Here is a 15,211-nt window from a genome sequence, read left to right as displayed (position 1 = left end):
ATATGTTTTTTCATCACTTTTACCCCAAATTTCTACACTTCCCCCTCCTTTTTCCTCGCTCTCCCCCTGTTTTTCCTCACCCATCCCCGTTTTTGGTTTCTACATATTTTTTCGGGTTCTTCAGCAATAACATCCTGGTTCATTTTTCCCCATCAATTTGGAAGTTCTACAATAGAAATTCAGCCCTAATGGATTCTAGAACTTTTTACCTAAAATTTTTAAAAAGTGTTTCACATATAAATTTTAGGGTATAGGAATATCGGAGGTGATTTTGAACATTGATAGAATTTAAGAATGTTTCCAAACAATACGATGGTGGCTATTTGGCCATTAAGAATTTGAATTTCACGATTAAGGACAACGAATTGCTTGTTCTGATAGGTCCAAGTGGTTGCGGGAAAACGACCACCATGAAGATGATTAATCGAATTATCGAACCGACCAGTGGCGAAATAACCATCAACGGAGAAAGTATCAAACAGCGGAACCCTGTCGAGCTGAGGAGAAGTATCGGTTATGTCATTCAGCAGATTGGGCTGATGCCGCATATGACGATTAGGGAAAATGTGGCGTTAGTTCCGAAGCTCAAAAAATGGGAGGAAGCACAATACAAGGATAAGGTGGATGAGCTCATGCGTATGGTGGGGCTTGATCCAGATGTCTTGGGTGACCGTTTTCCAGATGAATTATCCGGTGGACAGCAACAGCGAATTGGAGTAATTAGAGCTTTAGCAGCTGACCCAGATATCATTTTGATGGATGAGCCTTTCAGTGCGCTAGATCCAATTAGCAGGGAACAATTACAAGAAGAATTAGTACGCCTACAGCAAGAAATTAAGAAAACAATTGTGTTTGTTACACATGATATGGATGAGGCGTTAAAGATTGCCGATCGTATTTGTATTATGAAAGATGGAGAAATAGTTCAAATTGACAAACCAGAAACAATTCTAAGACACCCAGCAAATGAGTTTGTGCGTCAATTCATTGGTAAAGATCGTCTACAGGACTCCACTATTCTTCCTGAAATTGAACAACTCATGGTACCCCCAATTACTGCCTACCCTTCACGCGGACTCGCTGAGGCTGTAAAAATCATGCGTCAAAAACGAGTGGATAACTTACTAATTGTGGATAAAGATCACCATTACTACGGAATCGTGAATATATGGGATATGAGACGTGCATACGAAAATGAAGAATTGACACTAATTGATCTAATTCAAAAGGACATTCCTACCATTGCGCCGGATGAGAACCCAGAAAAGGCTTTTCAATTAGTGAATGACTCCCCATACGGCTTTGTTCCGGTTATTGACTATGACCAAAGAGTAAAAGGGATTATCAATCGATCCAGTATTGTAAAATTTATCGCAGATCGTTTTGATGATTCAACGGGAGGGATCTAGACATTATTAGTCTATGGAAAGAATTAAAAGATGTTTTTGTTAATCGTTTGCCTGAGGTTGGTAGTTTACTAGTTGAACATATATATCTATCCTTAATATCTATTATTATCGCTATTATTGTTGCGGTTCCCCTTGGAATTTTCCTTACCCGACGTAAGAAAATTGCAGACATTGTTATCGGAATTACTGCAGCTTTGCAAACCATTCCTAGCCTCGCCTTACTTGTCTTTCTAGTACCCTTTATCGGGACAGGTAAACCACCTGCTATTATCGCTTTAACCATTTATGGTTTATTGCCAATCCTTCGTAATACATATTTAGGTATTATGAATGTGAACAGTAGTACGGTGGAAGCAGGTATCGGAATGGGTATGACTAGCAGACAGGTACTCTGGAAAATTGAACTTCCCCTAGCTTTAAACGTCATAATGGGTGGTATTCGGACCGCAGCTGTTATGGTGGTTGGGGTAGCAACGATAGCAGGATTAATTGGAGCTGGCGGTTTAGGAGACCTAATTTTCCGTGGTTTACAAACCTATAATTCCGGGCTTATTATCGCGGGAGCATTGCCATCCGCATTAATCGCTATTTTATTCGATATGATTTTAAAACGTTTCGAAAATGCAGCTAAGCCAGGAACCAAGAAGAAAATGTCAAAGGCGAAGAAATGGGTTGCTGCTTCTGTTACTACTGCCGTCCTTATTGCCGGTATTACGGTTGGAGTGGTTAAAGCTTTCCATAATAAAAACGCCATTACCATTACCGGTAAAAATTTTACGGAACAAGAGATTATGGTCAATATCTATAAAGAGTTAATCGAAGACCGTACCAATTTAAAAGTAAATAAACAATCTTTCATCAGCGGCTCGGCAGCTGTATTTCAAGGCTTAAAAAAAGGAGACTACGATATTAGCGTCGAGTATACAGGTACAGGATTAATGAATTACTTAAAAGAAAATATTGATTCAACCGATCCAGATAAAGTATATAACTACGTTAAGAAACGGTTTAAAGATAAATACAATATTATTTGGTTAGATCCAATTGGCTTTAATAACACCTATTCGCTCACCATTCGCGAAGATGATGCGAAAAAATGGAATATCAAAACCATTTCGGATTTAACTGAAAAGGCCCCGGAGCTAACTCTTGCCTCTGAACCGGAATTTCTTGAACGAGACGATGGATATCCAGGCTTAAAAAAGGCATACGGAATAGCATTCAAGAAAACGCAAGCAATGGATTCCGGTATTATTTATAGTGCAGCGAAAAATCATAAAGCGGACGTCATCGATGCCTATACAACAGATGGCCGAATACCTGCCTTCCATCTGAAGGTATTAGAGGATGACAAACATGTATTTCCACCGTATAATGCGGTTCCGGTTGTCAGAGGGGAAGTTCTCAAAGAACACCCAGAACTCAAAAAAGTACTGAATTTGCTTGCCGGAAAAATCTCTGATAAAAAAATGCAGGAATTAAATGCGGAAGTAGATATTCATAAGAAAACATATAAAGACGTAGCCCATCAATTTTTAGTGGATGAAGGATTACTGAAAAAATAATTTTAAAAGGGTCAGTGAAGGTTGTCGCTGATCCTTTTCATTTATTTATTACATTTTCAAGAATTAGAACAATAACCGCTACTAAAAGAAAAATTGCTGCTGGTGTATGCTCTCCTGTCGTATATACAGCAAAAGAGGCTAATCCAAAAACAATAATTTTCAGTATAATACGTAATGATAAATTTACTGGAAACATCGCTTTTGGAGCAAGAAATAGCCCCCAAAAGATGGCAACCAGAAAAGGCGTTCCAATTCCAAGCAGCAGTTTCACTCCGATTCCTTTCCCGGTATCAAATCCCCAAAAACCATAAGCAACTAAAGCCACTATCTCGACAAGAAAAACAATTGCGAATAGGAAATATTGAAACATTAGGAACCTCCTCCCTATTTAAATCGAATTCTGGCTCATTTCTTGAATATAGCGTTTTAATTGACTCGCAGGTTGAAGGACTGAATTTCCATGACACACCTCTAATCTCTTCGGTTGCAGCTGATCAATAATCCTGCTGCTATTTACAGCTTCTTTCATATCGGCAGTAAACATGGACATTGGCTTTTGCAACTGACCTTTTTTTGATGTAAATAAATCACCTGCTAGCAACACCTCATCTTCTACATGATAATATGCGACATGACCTGGTGAATGGCCCGGTGTATGATAAGGCCTTAAGCCAGCAAAACTTTGAAGATTCCCCTGATCATCAATAGACAATGCTTTTGTAATCCCCCTGTTTACAGACTGTGCTGCTTTTTTTCTTCTTGGATAAGGAAGCTCACCTTCCATATAAGGGATTTCTATTGGATGCGCATACACGGGGACATTTTTTTCCTTTAAAATTGTCTTTAATGCACCGACATGATCTGAATGACCATGAGTTAACAAAATGGTATGGAGAGGTCCTCTTTGGATTTTTTCTATACTTTTTAAAATGCCTTTTGCCATAGAGGAAATGCCTGCATCAACAAGTGTCACACCATTTTCATCTGCTACAATCCAGACATGAATAGGAATGATCATCCACGTTTTCAAACTCCAAATATGCTCAGAAATTTGTTCCACTTTCATTTGTTACAGCCCCTTTGTTTTAATTTTTCCTTAAATCCCAGAAGCAAAATCTCCACTGCCTGATGAAAAGTAGGTGTTAACCTTGCCATTAAAACTTCCAATGGTTCGTGCGGATAAGCATATGTTGCAATAATGCCCTGTATGGTAAAGAAAAATATTCGACTAAAAGCTAAAACTTGCTCATTATCATCAATGGAAAGGCATTCTTGAATTCCAAGCCTAATGATATTAAATAACTCTAAACGAATTCTGTTAATTTCTGAATCTGGTTCCTCTACATCGACTCTTGAAGATCTTGTAGTAATAAAAATGGAATACATACTTCGATTAAGTAGACAAAAATAAATAAACTCTCTGCTAATCTCCATTAATTTCTCTTCAGATGTTATGGTCACATCCTTTGAGATATTTTCTAATTTCTCCTTCAGCATTTGTAATACAGGCATGGATAGTTTGTGTAAAAGTGCTTCCTTATCCTTGAAATAAATATAAATGGTGGTATGGGAACACCCTGCTTCTTTGGCAATCTCCCGCATCGTTACATGGTCATAGCCCTTTTTTGAAAAAAGCCTGCTTGCAGCATGTAGTATATTCTTCTTTGTCTCCTCAGATCGTTGTTCCTGTTTACTCGACATTACCATTCCTCACACTTCTTCAGTTCATTTATCAACTAACCAACGGTTACTAACCTATGGTTATAATATAACCGTTGGTTAGTTTTGTTGTCAAACTATTTTTTGAGAATATTACGATAAGTTACTTTCCAATATCACCATATGTTTAAGTCCTTTTTTATTGTAATGTAACTTAACATTAATTATCTCAAATCAATATATTTTTCATTTTCCACCCGCATGTGTATCATATTAAAAGCAAACGAAATATAAAAATTCCGAAAGAAGGAATCTTCATGCAAGGTCATTCTATCTTTCAACGAGATATAAAAAGTCATTGGAATGTACATTATAATCAAAACGGATATCCTCATGTACAACAGGGCTGGATACTGCATCCTGAGCGTCAAAAGGAATTCGATCCATTTATATTAATGGCTGAGGATTGGTTTAAACGAGGCACCTTCTCCGATCATCCCCATCGTGGCTTTCAAACAGTGACATATGTAGTGGATGGACGCCTTGAGCATATTGATAATCATGGCGGTCATTCCATTTTAGAAGCTGGGGATGTCCAGTATATGAATGCAGGATGGGCAGCAAGACACGCAGAGGAAGCTGTGGATGATGATTTAATTCACACACTTCAATTGTGGCTGAACCTTCCCAAATCATTAAAGAACACGAAAACGTCTTATCAAAACATTTTTGTGGAAGATGCTCCAGAGGTCCGCTTTGACGGTGGCAGAATCAAGGTTTACTCCGGTGATGTAGCCGGTGTAAAAGGTCCAATGGAAAGCTTAGTACCACTAACCATGTCTGAAATTAGCTTTTCTGCCGGTGCCACGTATAGACATGTTATACCAGAAAATCATAATGCCTTTTTGTATGTATTATCAGGCGAGCTTGAATTCGGTGCAAGCAAAACAATCTTGGAGAAAACAGGTGCAGCAACACTTACTTTTAATCAAAGTGGATCCGGAAACAGTGAGCTTGTCATCAAAGCACATACTCGTTCAAAAGTGCTCATTTATTCTGGGGTACCAATTGAGGAAGAGGTAGTTACTTATGGACCGTTTGTTATGAATACAATGGAAGAAATTAAACAAGCCTTCCGTGACTACCGTGCAGGAAAATTTGGTCCACCGGCAGTTTAATTTGATTTTTTAACATCTGATGATATAATAAACGCAGTTAGTTACTTTTTGTAATCAAAAAAGGAGGAACATAAAAATGAAAAAAATCGTAGCATTAGTAGGAAGTAATCGCAAGGAATCCTATAATAAGAAACTTGCTTTATATATGCAAAACCGTTATCAAGATAAACTGGATATCGAAATTTTACCAATTGATGAGCTTCCTATGTATAATCAAGATGATGAACTTGATCCACCCGCAATTGTAAATGAAATTAAAGGAAAAGTAAAAGAAAGTGATGGAGTTTTAATTGTTACACCTGAGTACAATCATTCCATTCCGGCTGTTTTAAAAAATGCGATTGATTGGTTCTCAAGAGTAGATAGAGTAATGGTAAATAAGCCGGTTATGATTGCAGGAGGATCCGGTGGTGTATTAGGTACAGTGCGTGCGCAAATGCACCTTCGCCAAATAATGAACTCACCAGGTGTTTCCGCACTTACTTTACCAGGAAATGAAGTATTTATCGGTGCTATTCAAAGCAAGATAGATGAAACAGGAAAACTAGTTGATGAAGCTACTATCCAATTTATCGATTCCGTTGTGGACAATTATATTCATTGGATTGAACAAACAAAAGGATATTAATTAGCAAAGCACAAGCGCCTTTCTCATCTGCGTACGGTTGAGTGAAATAGCTTTTCCAATTTCACCTGATGCTGACTTATCGTAGAGAGGAGACAGTACGTAATATTCGTATTACAAAAAAAAAAGATCAAACCAAATTGGTTTGGTCTTTTTTTATTACTATCTTGTTAGAAATGATGAACAGAAGGTAACTTTGTTACAAGTTTTTATCACAGCATTCGTAAGAAAAGCCGATGAGATAGAATTTCCACTCCATAATATAATGAAGTTGGTGTCAAACACTGTCACATTATGAAATACAACTGTAAATCCCCTGTGAAGACTTGGTTATACAAAAACTTGTATAGTAGGGTTAACAAACAACCTCAGGAGGTACAACAGCATGTTTAAAAAGATAATCCCTACTGTCGTAATAGCAGCCGCACTTACTTTTGGATTTTCAGTAAAATCACTCAACGCGGAAGCTGCTTCTTACCACACAAAGGCGATTACTGTTGCAAAGAGTAACCTTGGTGTTCCATATCGTTGGGGCGGCGTAACCCCATCAGGTTTTGATTGTTCCGGTCTTGTAAAATATTCTTACAGCAAAGCAGGAGTAACCCTGCCGAGAACAGCAGCAGATATGTTTAAAAAAGGAACTAAATCTAAATCTTTACGAACTGGCGATTTAGTGTTTTTTGCACAAAGTAAAGCTTCAAAACCAACTCATGTTGGTATCTATCTTGGAAGCGGGAAATTTATCAATGCTTCTTCATCTAAAGGTGTTTCTATCACAACATTAAGCAATCCATATTGGAAGCCTCGTTATGTTGGGGCAAAGCATATCTAAATATGAAAGTAGCTTCGGTGGAGAACCGAAGCCTTTTTGTTTGGTTTTATCCCAAAAAGTATTTTCTAACATCTTGCCAATTATTCACTCTTACATAACCTGTCAAATTAATATTATGCGGTGCTGTATATAATATTCCCTGCCCCATAAAGGTCTTAAAATGCCTTGCATTATCATCGATAAGATAGTCCGCACGGATAATGCTTTTATCACCGCAAAAGACAAAGTTCATATCATTTAAAAAGCCAAAATGCTCTTTTAACCATTCATATTTTGCCGTAAAAGATGCCGGAACTTCCATAGCCGCTGTGGTTATGAAGATTTCGAAGGATTCACTAAGCTCCCTGATTACCTCTTGACTGTCTTTCATGACTTCTAAATCGCGAAAGAATGTTGGATCCATTAAATACTTCCTAAGGCCATCTTTTATATCAGGGCGTAATTCTCTGAGTTTTTTTCCCTGCAAATCCTCTAGAGTAAGATTCTCATTATAGTCACGATTATATACGGTTAGTTGTTTGGGAACGAAATCGGCCATTACTTCATCCATATCAATAGCAATTCTTTTCACCATTATTCCTCCATTCTCTTCTGCCTTTATTATATATAAAAATATGCTCAGCTTCATTAAAGCTGAGCAGCAAAGTTATTTCCTTAATCTAACACTATAATGATGTAACGACTTTGGTATCCCTTTTAACTCCAGCTTTCCGTTGTAAATCAGATGGCGAATTCGATACTCTAAAAAAGTGTCGCCAATCGGTTCCTCTAACTCTCCTAGAATGCGTCCGACTAATCTCCCAACCTTAACAAATGCATGTTCATCTTTTTCACATTCTAGTTCTTTTAGGATTTCTAGGATGAATGAGTCAAAATAATCCTCGGACACGGTTTTTATTACTTCATCTAACCAAATTCGTAGTACACCTGTTAAATTAGAAAGCTTTTCCCATTCCTGTTGAAAAAACTCCTTTTCAGCTGAAGTTAGCGGTGCTGCTGTAGTTTTTTCTTTTTCAAGAATAAGTTTATAATGTTCAGGTGCCAGTCCACCTGAATGGTATATATTATGTTCTTCGTTTTCAGGAGGTATTTTATAAGCATGATACAGTTCAGTGGAGTTATGAAGAAAAATATCATTCGTCTTATCCTTCAATAAGTATAGGATAAAACGAAGGAATGTTTGCTCTTCCGCATTATTGGCGTACCAGATGTGGATGGGGGCATGGTCAGGGATATCCTCTATCTCATAAAGCGCATTTGTAAAATGATTTTCATACCAAGCATCATCGAAGGGAAAATTTATATTTTCCAAAAGCCACTCATTTCGATTGGTACGACCTATTTTTTCCTCCATATTCATAATCGGTCCGATGTTGGCAAAACCCGGAAATCCAATAACCGTTTTCGGCCTTTCTAATCCCACTCTAAGCGAGCCAGCAGCATGCTCTGAACTAATAAGGTGATATGCACCTGTTTTGCCAAATAAGGTTTTGCGACGTTGAATGCGAATTTGTTCATTTATTTTTTCCACCATCATCTGAATGCCTTCTTGATTGATAAAATAACCACGGCCTTCTAATGGCTTATATTCCTCGTGATGGAACGTATCAAATTCTTCCCCATTATCTAATTCAAATGTCTCCCATTCCCCATTCTGTAGCAGCTTACTTGGAATTACATATTTAGGAGAACTAATTTTATAAACAAATACTACATTCGGTTCCTCAAAAAAGTATACAAATACTCCATTTACCCTCGTTCTCACAACATAGTCCCCTTTGACAAAATTGACTTACAGTTACCCTAACACAAAATACAAAAGTTGTAAAAAGCTTCCTACCTTTGGACATCTACAACTGTACTCTCCCCAAACACGGTAATTTTCCACTTGCCGGGTTTATCCAGGTTAAGCTTCCCTGTATACCCCGTGCGAATTTCTCCAGTTGCGTAATGAATCCGACTTTCTAGAATAAAAGGAAACCTAATCTGATGACTTTTATTGTTCAATAAGGAAGCTTCCACAGGAATAGTCTTTTCTTTCCTATCTCCTTTTACCTCTAAATGCACATCCGAAGTCAGTCCTGTCCTCATATCATCTCTTGATAATATAAATTCCGCATTATCGGTTGCTATGTTTGGCGCCTTTACATTTACTACTATCGATCCGTATGACCGACCATCGATGGACACATCTATTTTCCATAGACCTTTTTTAGGGAAAGGTTTAAAGCTTGTTAACGCACTTGCGTCTTCCCCATAGATTGGCCCCTGAAGTTCCGTTTCGTCTACAACAAACTTTTCACCAGTTTCCTCATGTGTGGCTATTGCTTTCAATTCTTTGTTTAACAATTTTTCTGGGTTACCCCAAACATACCAAAACATTTTGGAGCCTGCCCGTGGGTCATTTGCAATAAATTCGGCATCCAGAAATCCGATTTTTCCTTTGATTCCGCGCACCCGATTTTTATAAACAATGGAACCATCACGGCCCAACAAATCAAATGTTGGACTTACATGCCAGTATCCCTTTCGGATTAATTTCGGTGTATGAGAGGGATTAGCCGGATGATGGGAGACTATTAATAAAATAGGGATGAAAATAACCAGAAACATGGCTGATGCAATTGTTAGTTTTTTCAAAAGACTACCATAATCAAGGATTCTTTTGTTTTCTCTAGCTGCCAGACGCAATTGATGAAGGATTTTTTCTTGCTGAACAGGCGGTAATTGCTGTTTTGGCATCGACCGTAAAAGGAATAATTTATACTCATCTTCTTTATTGAACTCCATAATCCCGCTCCTCCTTCCATTCCTTTGATTGTAATTGAAGTTTTTTTAATGCACGATGAAATGTTAAATTCACTTTATGTTTCGTCCATCCTAATACTTCGGCTGTTTCGGAAACCGATAGATCCATGATTCCTCTTAAAATCAACACTTCTCTGTCTTTCTTTTTCATTTCGTTGATTGCTTTATAAATTTGTTGGATTTCCTCTTTACGGATTAAGTACTCTTCTAGATGCAATTGATTGGATGGGATAATTTGTAAGAGTTTGTCTGGCAGTTGAGGCAGCTTCTGCTTTTTTCGATGATGATCAATGGCAATACGGCGCGCAATGGAGACAAGCCATGTTTTTGAATCTGCCTTTCCTTCAAATTGTTGAATACCTTTTAACGCTTTTAAAAAACACTCCTGAACAAGGTCTTCCACATCGGTGCTCTGTGTGTAATAAACCAAGAAGTGATAAATATAGGAGTTGTACTTTCGGAATAAATCTTCTATCATCTGTACCTTATCCACTGAAGATCCTCCCTTCTAAAGAAACACTATTACTAATTAGACGGTTGTGACCAAGGAAAATTTCAATTTTAAGAAGAAAAAATAAAGAAGAGACCATCACTAGTAATTTAGCGAGCACCAGTTCCGCTATCTGTGACAAAAGGAGAGATATTCCTCGGTTTGCGGACATAGGTTCAACTATTTAATAAGGTTGCAGTGATTTTCTTGTGTTTTCCAGCGAATAACGAATCCTGTGTCCTGGTAGCTTAAAAAGTAGGCAGTTTTATACCAATATCGGATTCTCAGTCCGTTTCATTTAATAAGCTTAATGTTCGCTAATAACCAAAAAGGCCTAATCCATATTGGAACTAGGCCTTTTCAATCATCCTATTTCTTCCGCATCCTCAACCCTGTCATGAACGATAAAAATACATGTGTTCCAGCCTTCACTGTAGGCTGTACTACTCCGTCCCTCATCGGATCCAAGCAAACAATATCCATGGCACCTACCTTAGGATGAAGACCTGCCGTGTATACTGCCTCAAACAGTTCATCTGTCCTCATTCCTCCTGGAGTGGAGGCAGGAACGCCTGGTGCATAGGCAATATCCAATACATCCATATCAACGGTAAGATAGATGCGCTTTACTTTCTCCCCTAATATTTGCAGCGCTTGTTCAACCGTCTCTTTTATCCCCCTTTTACGCGCTTTCTTTAATGTAATGTAGTTCACTCCGTATTCCTTTGCACACTTCACTAAGGATGGTGCGTTAAAGAAGCCGTGCAAACCGATGTTGAATACATTTTCCCCCTTGATTGTCCCGCTCTCAATCAAGTTTCGAATCGGTGTACCGTTGGTAGGTCCATGATCCTTTAAATCTCGCAAATCAAAATGAGTGTCGAGTTGCAAAATGCCGATCTCCTCACTAGGGTAGGTTTCCTTCCAGCCTTTCACCAGCATCGCAGTGATGGAATGATCTCCGCCAATGCTGATTGGGATAGAACTTGAAAACTCTTTCGTTAGCCCATGGAATGCATCTTTTATATTTTGATGGCTTAATAGAATATCTGTGAAGTGCATTTTTACATCTCCTACATCCAAAACGGATAGATCCCTTAAATCCACTTCCTCATCTAGATTGTACGTATTGAAGCCTTTCCAAGCCCGTCTAAAACTCTCCGGGAATTCGGATGCCCCAGATGCGCTAATCGATGATCTTGAAATAGGAACTCCCATCAACACGACATCCCATTGCTCTTTCCCATCTTCTTCCCTCAAATGATGTATAGGCTGAATCCATTCATTGACCTTTAAATCCTCTCCCCAAGCCACCTTTTTCCAAGAAAAGGCTGGAGTATCAATTGGAAGTTTACTTAATGCATCTAACATAGCTGACCACTCTCTACCACTATTTTTCCTGACTTAATGACCGTATCTGTATGATTCATTCCATAATGATATTGCAACTGCATATAATTTGGTACATTCATCACAACCACATCCGCCTTTTTGCCAACTTCTAAACTGCCAATTTCCCCCGCACGATTAATTGCGTGTGCGGCATTTATGGTAGTTGCCACAATCGCCTCTGCGGGGGTCATCCCCATTTTCATGCATGCCAGATTCATAATGAATGGCAAAGCGGTTGTTGGCGAAGAGCCAGGATTACAATCAGTCGACAACGCAATAGCAACACCTTCATCAATCATCTTACGTCCTCGTGCGGAATCGGCCATTAAAAAGAATGCTGTACCCGGAAGAAGAACCCCTATAACTCCTTCTTCTGCCATTCTTTTTATCCCTTCATCTGATGCTCTTAATAAATGATCAGCAGAAATAGCTCCAACCTCAGCTGCTAATTCCGCCCCCTTATAAGGCTCGATTTCGTCTGCATGGATTTTCGGAATTAGACCGTATTTCTTACCCGCCTCAAGAATCAAACGGCTCTGTTCCGGGGTAAATACACCTCTTTCACAAAAGACATCATTAAACTCTGCTAAACTAGCAGAAGCAACTACAGGAATCATTTCTTCAATTATGATTCTTACAAACTCATCTGGATGCTCCTTATATTCTCCTGGAACCGCATGCGCTCCCATAAAAGTCCTTACGACGTCCATCACATGCTCATCATTTAACCGTTTCGCCACTTCTAGCTGCTTTTTCTCCGTTTCCCAATCAAGTCCATACCCGCTTTTCGCTTCTACGGTTGTAACCCCATGTTTTAAAAAGGAATCCAAGCGCCTCATACTTTCAGTAAAAAGCTCCTCATGCGATGCTAAACGAGTACGGGATGTAGTAGCATGAATGCCGCCCCCATTATTCATGATATCCATATATGTCGCACCATTTAAACGCATATTAAACTCATTTTCACGGCTTCCCGCATATACAAGATGTGTATGGGGGTCCACAAGGCCTGGCATCACTATTTTTCCTCGGGCATCCATCACAGTTGCTTCAGACATTCGGCCTGCGTACATTTCTACTAATTCCCCAGTTGTCCCTACAGCTTGAATTTCCCCATTCTCTAACCAAAGTGCACCATCTCTAATAATATGAAGCTCGTTCATCGCTTCTTTCGTCAAAGGCGTTTCCGAACCGCCCTTTACTGTAATTAATTCATTCGCATGTTGAATGAAAATTGGCTTTTCAGACATCCCTGACACCTCCATAAAGATATTATTGTGAACGCAACATTGGAATATGAATCCCTTTTTCCTCTGCTGTTTTAATGGCTAGATCATAACCTGCGTCTACATGACGGACAACGCCCATTCCAGGGTCTGTTGTTAACACCCTTTCCAGGCGTTTTTCTGCTTCTTTTGTACCATCTGCCACAATGACCATTCCCGCATGTAAAGAATATCCCATGCCGACACCACCGCCATGATGAACAGATACCCAACTAGCTCCTCCAACAGCATTGATCATCGCATTCAAAATTGGCCAATCTGCCACTGCATCACTGCCATCCTTCATGCCTTCCGTTTCACGATTTGGTGAAGCCACGGAACCAGAATCCAAGTGATCACGTCCAATGACAATAGGTGCCTTCAACTCACCGCTCGCCACCATATCATTAATGATTTTGCCGAAACGAGCTCGTTCTCCATACCCTAACCAGCAAATGCGAGCAGGAAGCCCTTGAAATTGGATTTTTTCGCGAGCCATCTTAATCCAATTACATAAATGCGTATTGTAACTAAACTCACGCAGAATTACCTCATCTGTTTTATAGATATCCTCGGGATCTCCTGATAATGCCACCCAACGGAAAGGGCCCTTTCCTTCACAGAATTGAGGACGAATATATGCTGGAACAAATCCAGGGAATTGAAAGGCATTTTCTACCCCTTCATCCTTCGCTACTTGACGTATGTTGTTTCCATAATCAAATGTAACAGCGCCTCTTTCTTGCATATTAAGCATCGCTTTTACATGCTCTGCCATACTTGCTTTGGACTTTTTCACATATTCAGCTGGATTTTCCTTGCGCAACTTATCTGCAGCTTCCAAGCTGTATCCGATTGGGACATACCCATTCAATGGATCATGCGCGGATGTTTGATCTGTTAATACATCAGGAATAAAGCCAATCTCCAGCATTTTCGGTAAAATTTCAGCTGCATTTCCTAATAATCCAATAGATAATGCCCTTCCTTCTACTTTTGCTTCTTTCGCAAGACGAATGGCTTCCTCCAGTGAATTCGTTTTTGTATCCAAATATCTAGTTTCTATACGGCGGTCAATTCTTGATTCATCTACCTCAATAGCAATACATACACCTTCTGCCATTGTTACCGCTAGCGGTTGTGCACCACCCATGCCGCCAAGACCGGCCGTAACCGTAATGGTTTGCTTTAGCGAACCTCCAAAATGCTGTCTTCCCGCTTCCGCAAATGTTTCATATGTTCCTTGCACAATTCCTTGGCTGCCGATATAAATCCAACTTCCTGCTGTCATTTGTCCGTACATCATTAACCCTTTTTTATCTAGTTCATGGAAGGTATCCCAATTGGCCCATGCCGGCACAAGATTCGAGTTAGCAATCAAAACTCGCGGTGCATCCGTATGTGTCTTAAAAACGGCAACCGGTTTTCCCGATTGGATTAAAAGAGTTTCATCCGATTCTAACTCATGCAACGTTCTCACAATCGCATCGTAGCAATCCCAATTTCGGGCCGCCTTTCCAATTCCGCCATAAACAACTAAATCCTCAGGACGTTCCGCTACATCCTTATTCAAATTATTCATCAACATACGTAATGCAGCTTCTTGAATCCAGCCTTTTGTATGCAATTCTGTACCAGTATAGGTTTTAATCACTCTATCTGTATCCGCTTTCATTTTATCCCTCCTGAAACTTATTTCTTTTATTATATAAAGGAAATACACAGGAAAAGTTTTTAATTAATATTAGATTTCTTATACTTTTTCAGCTTAAATATTTTACTTTTTATAAAAAATTGTTTATTTATGTATATTTATATTATATTTGTATACTTATTCAATATTACAATGGAGTATATGGAAACCGCTCAAAAAAATAAAAAACATATTGACAAAATAATATTTTTGTGGTATTATGAAATATTAAACTATTGATTATAACGCCGTAATGTGATAAATTTCCTTTATCTTGTATTTCAGGGAGGAGATA

15 protein-coding genes are annotated in these 15,211 nt (G+C 38.9%); 5 read left to right on the top strand and 10 right to left on the bottom strand.

Annotated features, from left to right (window positions below):
* Positions 1 to 278: 278 nt before the first annotated feature.
* A complete protein-coding gene (locus CWO92_RS21605; RefSeq protein WP_101356276.1) occupies positions 279 to 1,409 on the top strand; it encodes an ABC transporter ATP-binding protein in 1,131 nt (376 codons plus the stop codon).
* Positions 1,410 to 1,456: 47 nt separating this feature from the next.
* Entirely contained in the window at positions 1,457 to 2,974 is a 1,518-nt protein-coding gene (locus CWO92_RS26465) for a glycine betaine ABC transporter substrate-binding protein (RefSeq protein ID WP_302466789.1), read from the top strand.
* Between the two features lie 37 nt (positions 2,975 to 3,011).
* Here CWO92_RS26465 and CWO92_RS21595 read toward each other — a convergent pair whose 3' ends face one another.
* The 3 genes from CWO92_RS21595 to CWO92_RS21585 are packed head-to-tail and all read right to left on the bottom strand — an operon-like array spanning position 3,012 to position 4,675.
* Positions 3,012 to 3,344, bottom strand: coding sequence for a YrdB family protein (locus CWO92_RS21595; protein WP_101356275.1), 333 nt, complete (start codon positions 3,342 to 3,344; stop codon positions 3,012 to 3,014).
* An 18-nt stretch (positions 3,345 to 3,362) separates the two neighbouring features.
* Positions 3,363 to 4,040: an MBL fold metallo-hydrolase gene (locus CWO92_RS21590; protein ID WP_101356274.1), complete on the bottom strand. Its 678-nt coding sequence runs from the start codon at positions 4,038 to 4,040 to the stop codon at positions 3,363 to 3,365.
* Complete coding sequence (locus tag CWO92_RS21585; protein ID WP_101356273.1) at positions 4,037 to 4,675, bottom strand: TetR/AcrR family transcriptional regulator; 639 nt, start codon at positions 4,673 to 4,675, stop codon at positions 4,037 to 4,039. The genes CWO92_RS21590 and CWO92_RS21585 overlap by 4 nt, the downstream gene beginning before the upstream one ends.
* 275 nt (positions 4,676 to 4,950) lie before the next feature.
* Between CWO92_RS21585 and CWO92_RS21580 the strand changes: the two genes are divergently transcribed.
* From CWO92_RS21580 to CWO92_RS21570, 3 genes are all read left to right on the top strand, one after another.
* On the top strand, positions 4,951 to 5,811 hold the full coding sequence (locus CWO92_RS21580) for a pirin family protein (RefSeq protein WP_101356272.1): 861 nt from the start codon (positions 4,951 to 4,953) through the stop codon (positions 5,809 to 5,811).
* A gap of 76 nt (positions 5,812 to 5,887) precedes the next feature.
* Entirely contained in the window at positions 5,888 to 6,439 is a 552-nt protein-coding gene (locus CWO92_RS21575; RefSeq protein WP_101356271.1) for an NADPH-dependent FMN reductase, read from the top strand.
* Positions 6,440 to 6,821: 382 nt separating this feature from the next.
* The gene (locus CWO92_RS21570; protein ID WP_101356270.1) at positions 6,822 to 7,268 is read left to right on the top strand and encodes a C40 family peptidase; all 447 of its coding nucleotides are present in this window, start codon (positions 6,822 to 6,824) and stop codon (positions 7,266 to 7,268) included.
* Positions 7,269 to 7,314: 46 nt separating this feature from the next.
* Here CWO92_RS21570 and CWO92_RS21565 read toward each other — a convergent pair whose 3' ends face one another.
* The 7 genes from CWO92_RS21565 to hutU all read right to left on the bottom strand — a co-directional run bounded on the left by CWO92_RS21565 (position 7,315) and on the right by hutU (position 14,898).
* The gene (locus CWO92_RS21565; RefSeq protein ID WP_321207797.1) at positions 7,315 to 7,842 is read right to left on the bottom strand and encodes a 5' nucleotidase, NT5C type; all 528 of its coding nucleotides are present in this window, start codon (positions 7,840 to 7,842) and stop codon (positions 7,315 to 7,317) included.
* A 72-nt stretch (positions 7,843 to 7,914) separates the two neighbouring features.
* Positions 7,915 to 9,033 carry a DUF1835 domain-containing protein gene (locus CWO92_RS21560; protein ID WP_101356268.1) on the bottom strand — a complete coding sequence of 373 codons (1,119 nt, stop codon included), beginning with the start codon at positions 9,031 to 9,033 and terminating at the stop codon, positions 7,915 to 7,917.
* Positions 9,034 to 9,104: 71 nt separating this feature from the next.
* Positions 9,105 to 10,058, bottom strand: coding sequence for a DUF4871 domain-containing protein (locus tag CWO92_RS21555; RefSeq protein WP_101356267.1), 954 nt, complete (start codon positions 10,056 to 10,058; stop codon positions 9,105 to 9,107).
* Entirely contained in the window at positions 10,045 to 10,569 is a 525-nt protein-coding gene (locus CWO92_RS21550; RefSeq protein WP_101356266.1) for an RNA polymerase sigma factor, read from the bottom strand. Before CWO92_RS21550 ends, CWO92_RS21555 begins: the two co-directional genes overlap by 14 nt.
* A gap of 366 nt (positions 10,570 to 10,935) precedes the next feature.
* Positions 10,936 to 11,937, bottom strand: coding sequence for an agmatinase family protein (locus tag CWO92_RS21545; RefSeq protein WP_101356265.1), 1,002 nt, complete (start codon positions 11,935 to 11,937; stop codon positions 10,936 to 10,938).
* Positions 11,931 to 13,208, bottom strand: coding sequence for an imidazolonepropionase (gene hutI, locus CWO92_RS21540; RefSeq protein ID WP_101356264.1), 1,278 nt, complete (start codon positions 13,206 to 13,208; stop codon positions 11,931 to 11,933). Before hutI ends, CWO92_RS21545 begins: the two co-directional genes overlap by 7 nt.
* A 22-nt stretch (positions 13,209 to 13,230) precedes the next feature.
* Positions 13,231 to 14,898 (bottom strand): urocanate hydratase, encoded by a 1,668-nt coding sequence (gene hutU / locus CWO92_RS21535; RefSeq protein WP_101356263.1) that lies wholly within the window; start codon positions 14,896 to 14,898, stop codon positions 13,231 to 13,233.
* Between the last annotated feature and the right edge of the window lie 313 nt (positions 14,899 to 15,211).

Source organism: Heyndrickxia camelliae (assembly GCF_002844575.1).
GTDB lineage: Bacteria > Bacillota > Bacilli > Bacillales > Bacillaceae_C > Margalitia > Margalitia camelliae.
The sequence above is the reverse complement of the archived record's forward strand: the minus strand, read 5'-3'. Positions and strand labels throughout refer to the sequence as shown.

Excerpts from the sequence above, each read along its gene's own strand:
- CWO92_RS21595 (WP_101356275.1), bottom strand. The coding sequence starts at position 3,344 with ATGTTTCAATATTTCCTATTCGCAATTGTTTTTCTTGTCGAGATAGTG.
- CWO92_RS21590 (WP_101356274.1), bottom strand. The coding sequence starts at position 4,040 with ATGAAAGTGGAACAAATTTCTGAGCATATTTGGAGTTTGAAAACGTGG.
- CWO92_RS21585 (WP_101356273.1), bottom strand. The coding sequence starts at position 4,675 with ATGTCGAGTAAACAGGAACAACGATCTGAGGAGACAAAGAAGAATATA.
- CWO92_RS21580 (WP_101356272.1), top strand. The coding sequence starts at position 4,951 with ATGCAAGGTCATTCTATCTTTCAACGAGATATAAAAAGTCATTGGAAT.
- CWO92_RS21575 (WP_101356271.1), top strand. The coding sequence starts at position 5,888 with ATGAAAAAAATCGTAGCATTAGTAGGAAGTAATCGCAAGGAATCCTAT.
- CWO92_RS21570 (WP_101356270.1), top strand. The coding sequence starts at position 6,822 with ATGTTTAAAAAGATAATCCCTACTGTCGTAATAGCAGCCGCACTTACT.
- CWO92_RS21565 (WP_321207797.1), bottom strand. The coding sequence starts at position 7,842 with ATGGTGAAAAGAATTGCTATTGATATGGATGAAGTAATGGCCGATTTC.
- CWO92_RS21555 (WP_101356267.1), bottom strand. The coding sequence starts at position 10,058 with ATGGAGTTCAATAAAGAAGATGAGTATAAATTATTCCTTTTACGGTCG.
- CWO92_RS21545 (WP_101356265.1), bottom strand. The coding sequence starts at position 11,937 with ATGTTAGATGCATTAAGTAAACTTCCAATTGATACTCCAGCCTTTTCT.
- hutI (WP_101356264.1), bottom strand. The coding sequence starts at position 13,208 with ATGTCTGAAAAGCCAATTTTCATTCAACATGCGAATGAATTAATTACA.
- hutU (WP_101356263.1), bottom strand. The coding sequence starts at position 14,898 with ATGAAAGCGGATACAGATAGAGTGATTAAAACCTATACTGGTACAGAA.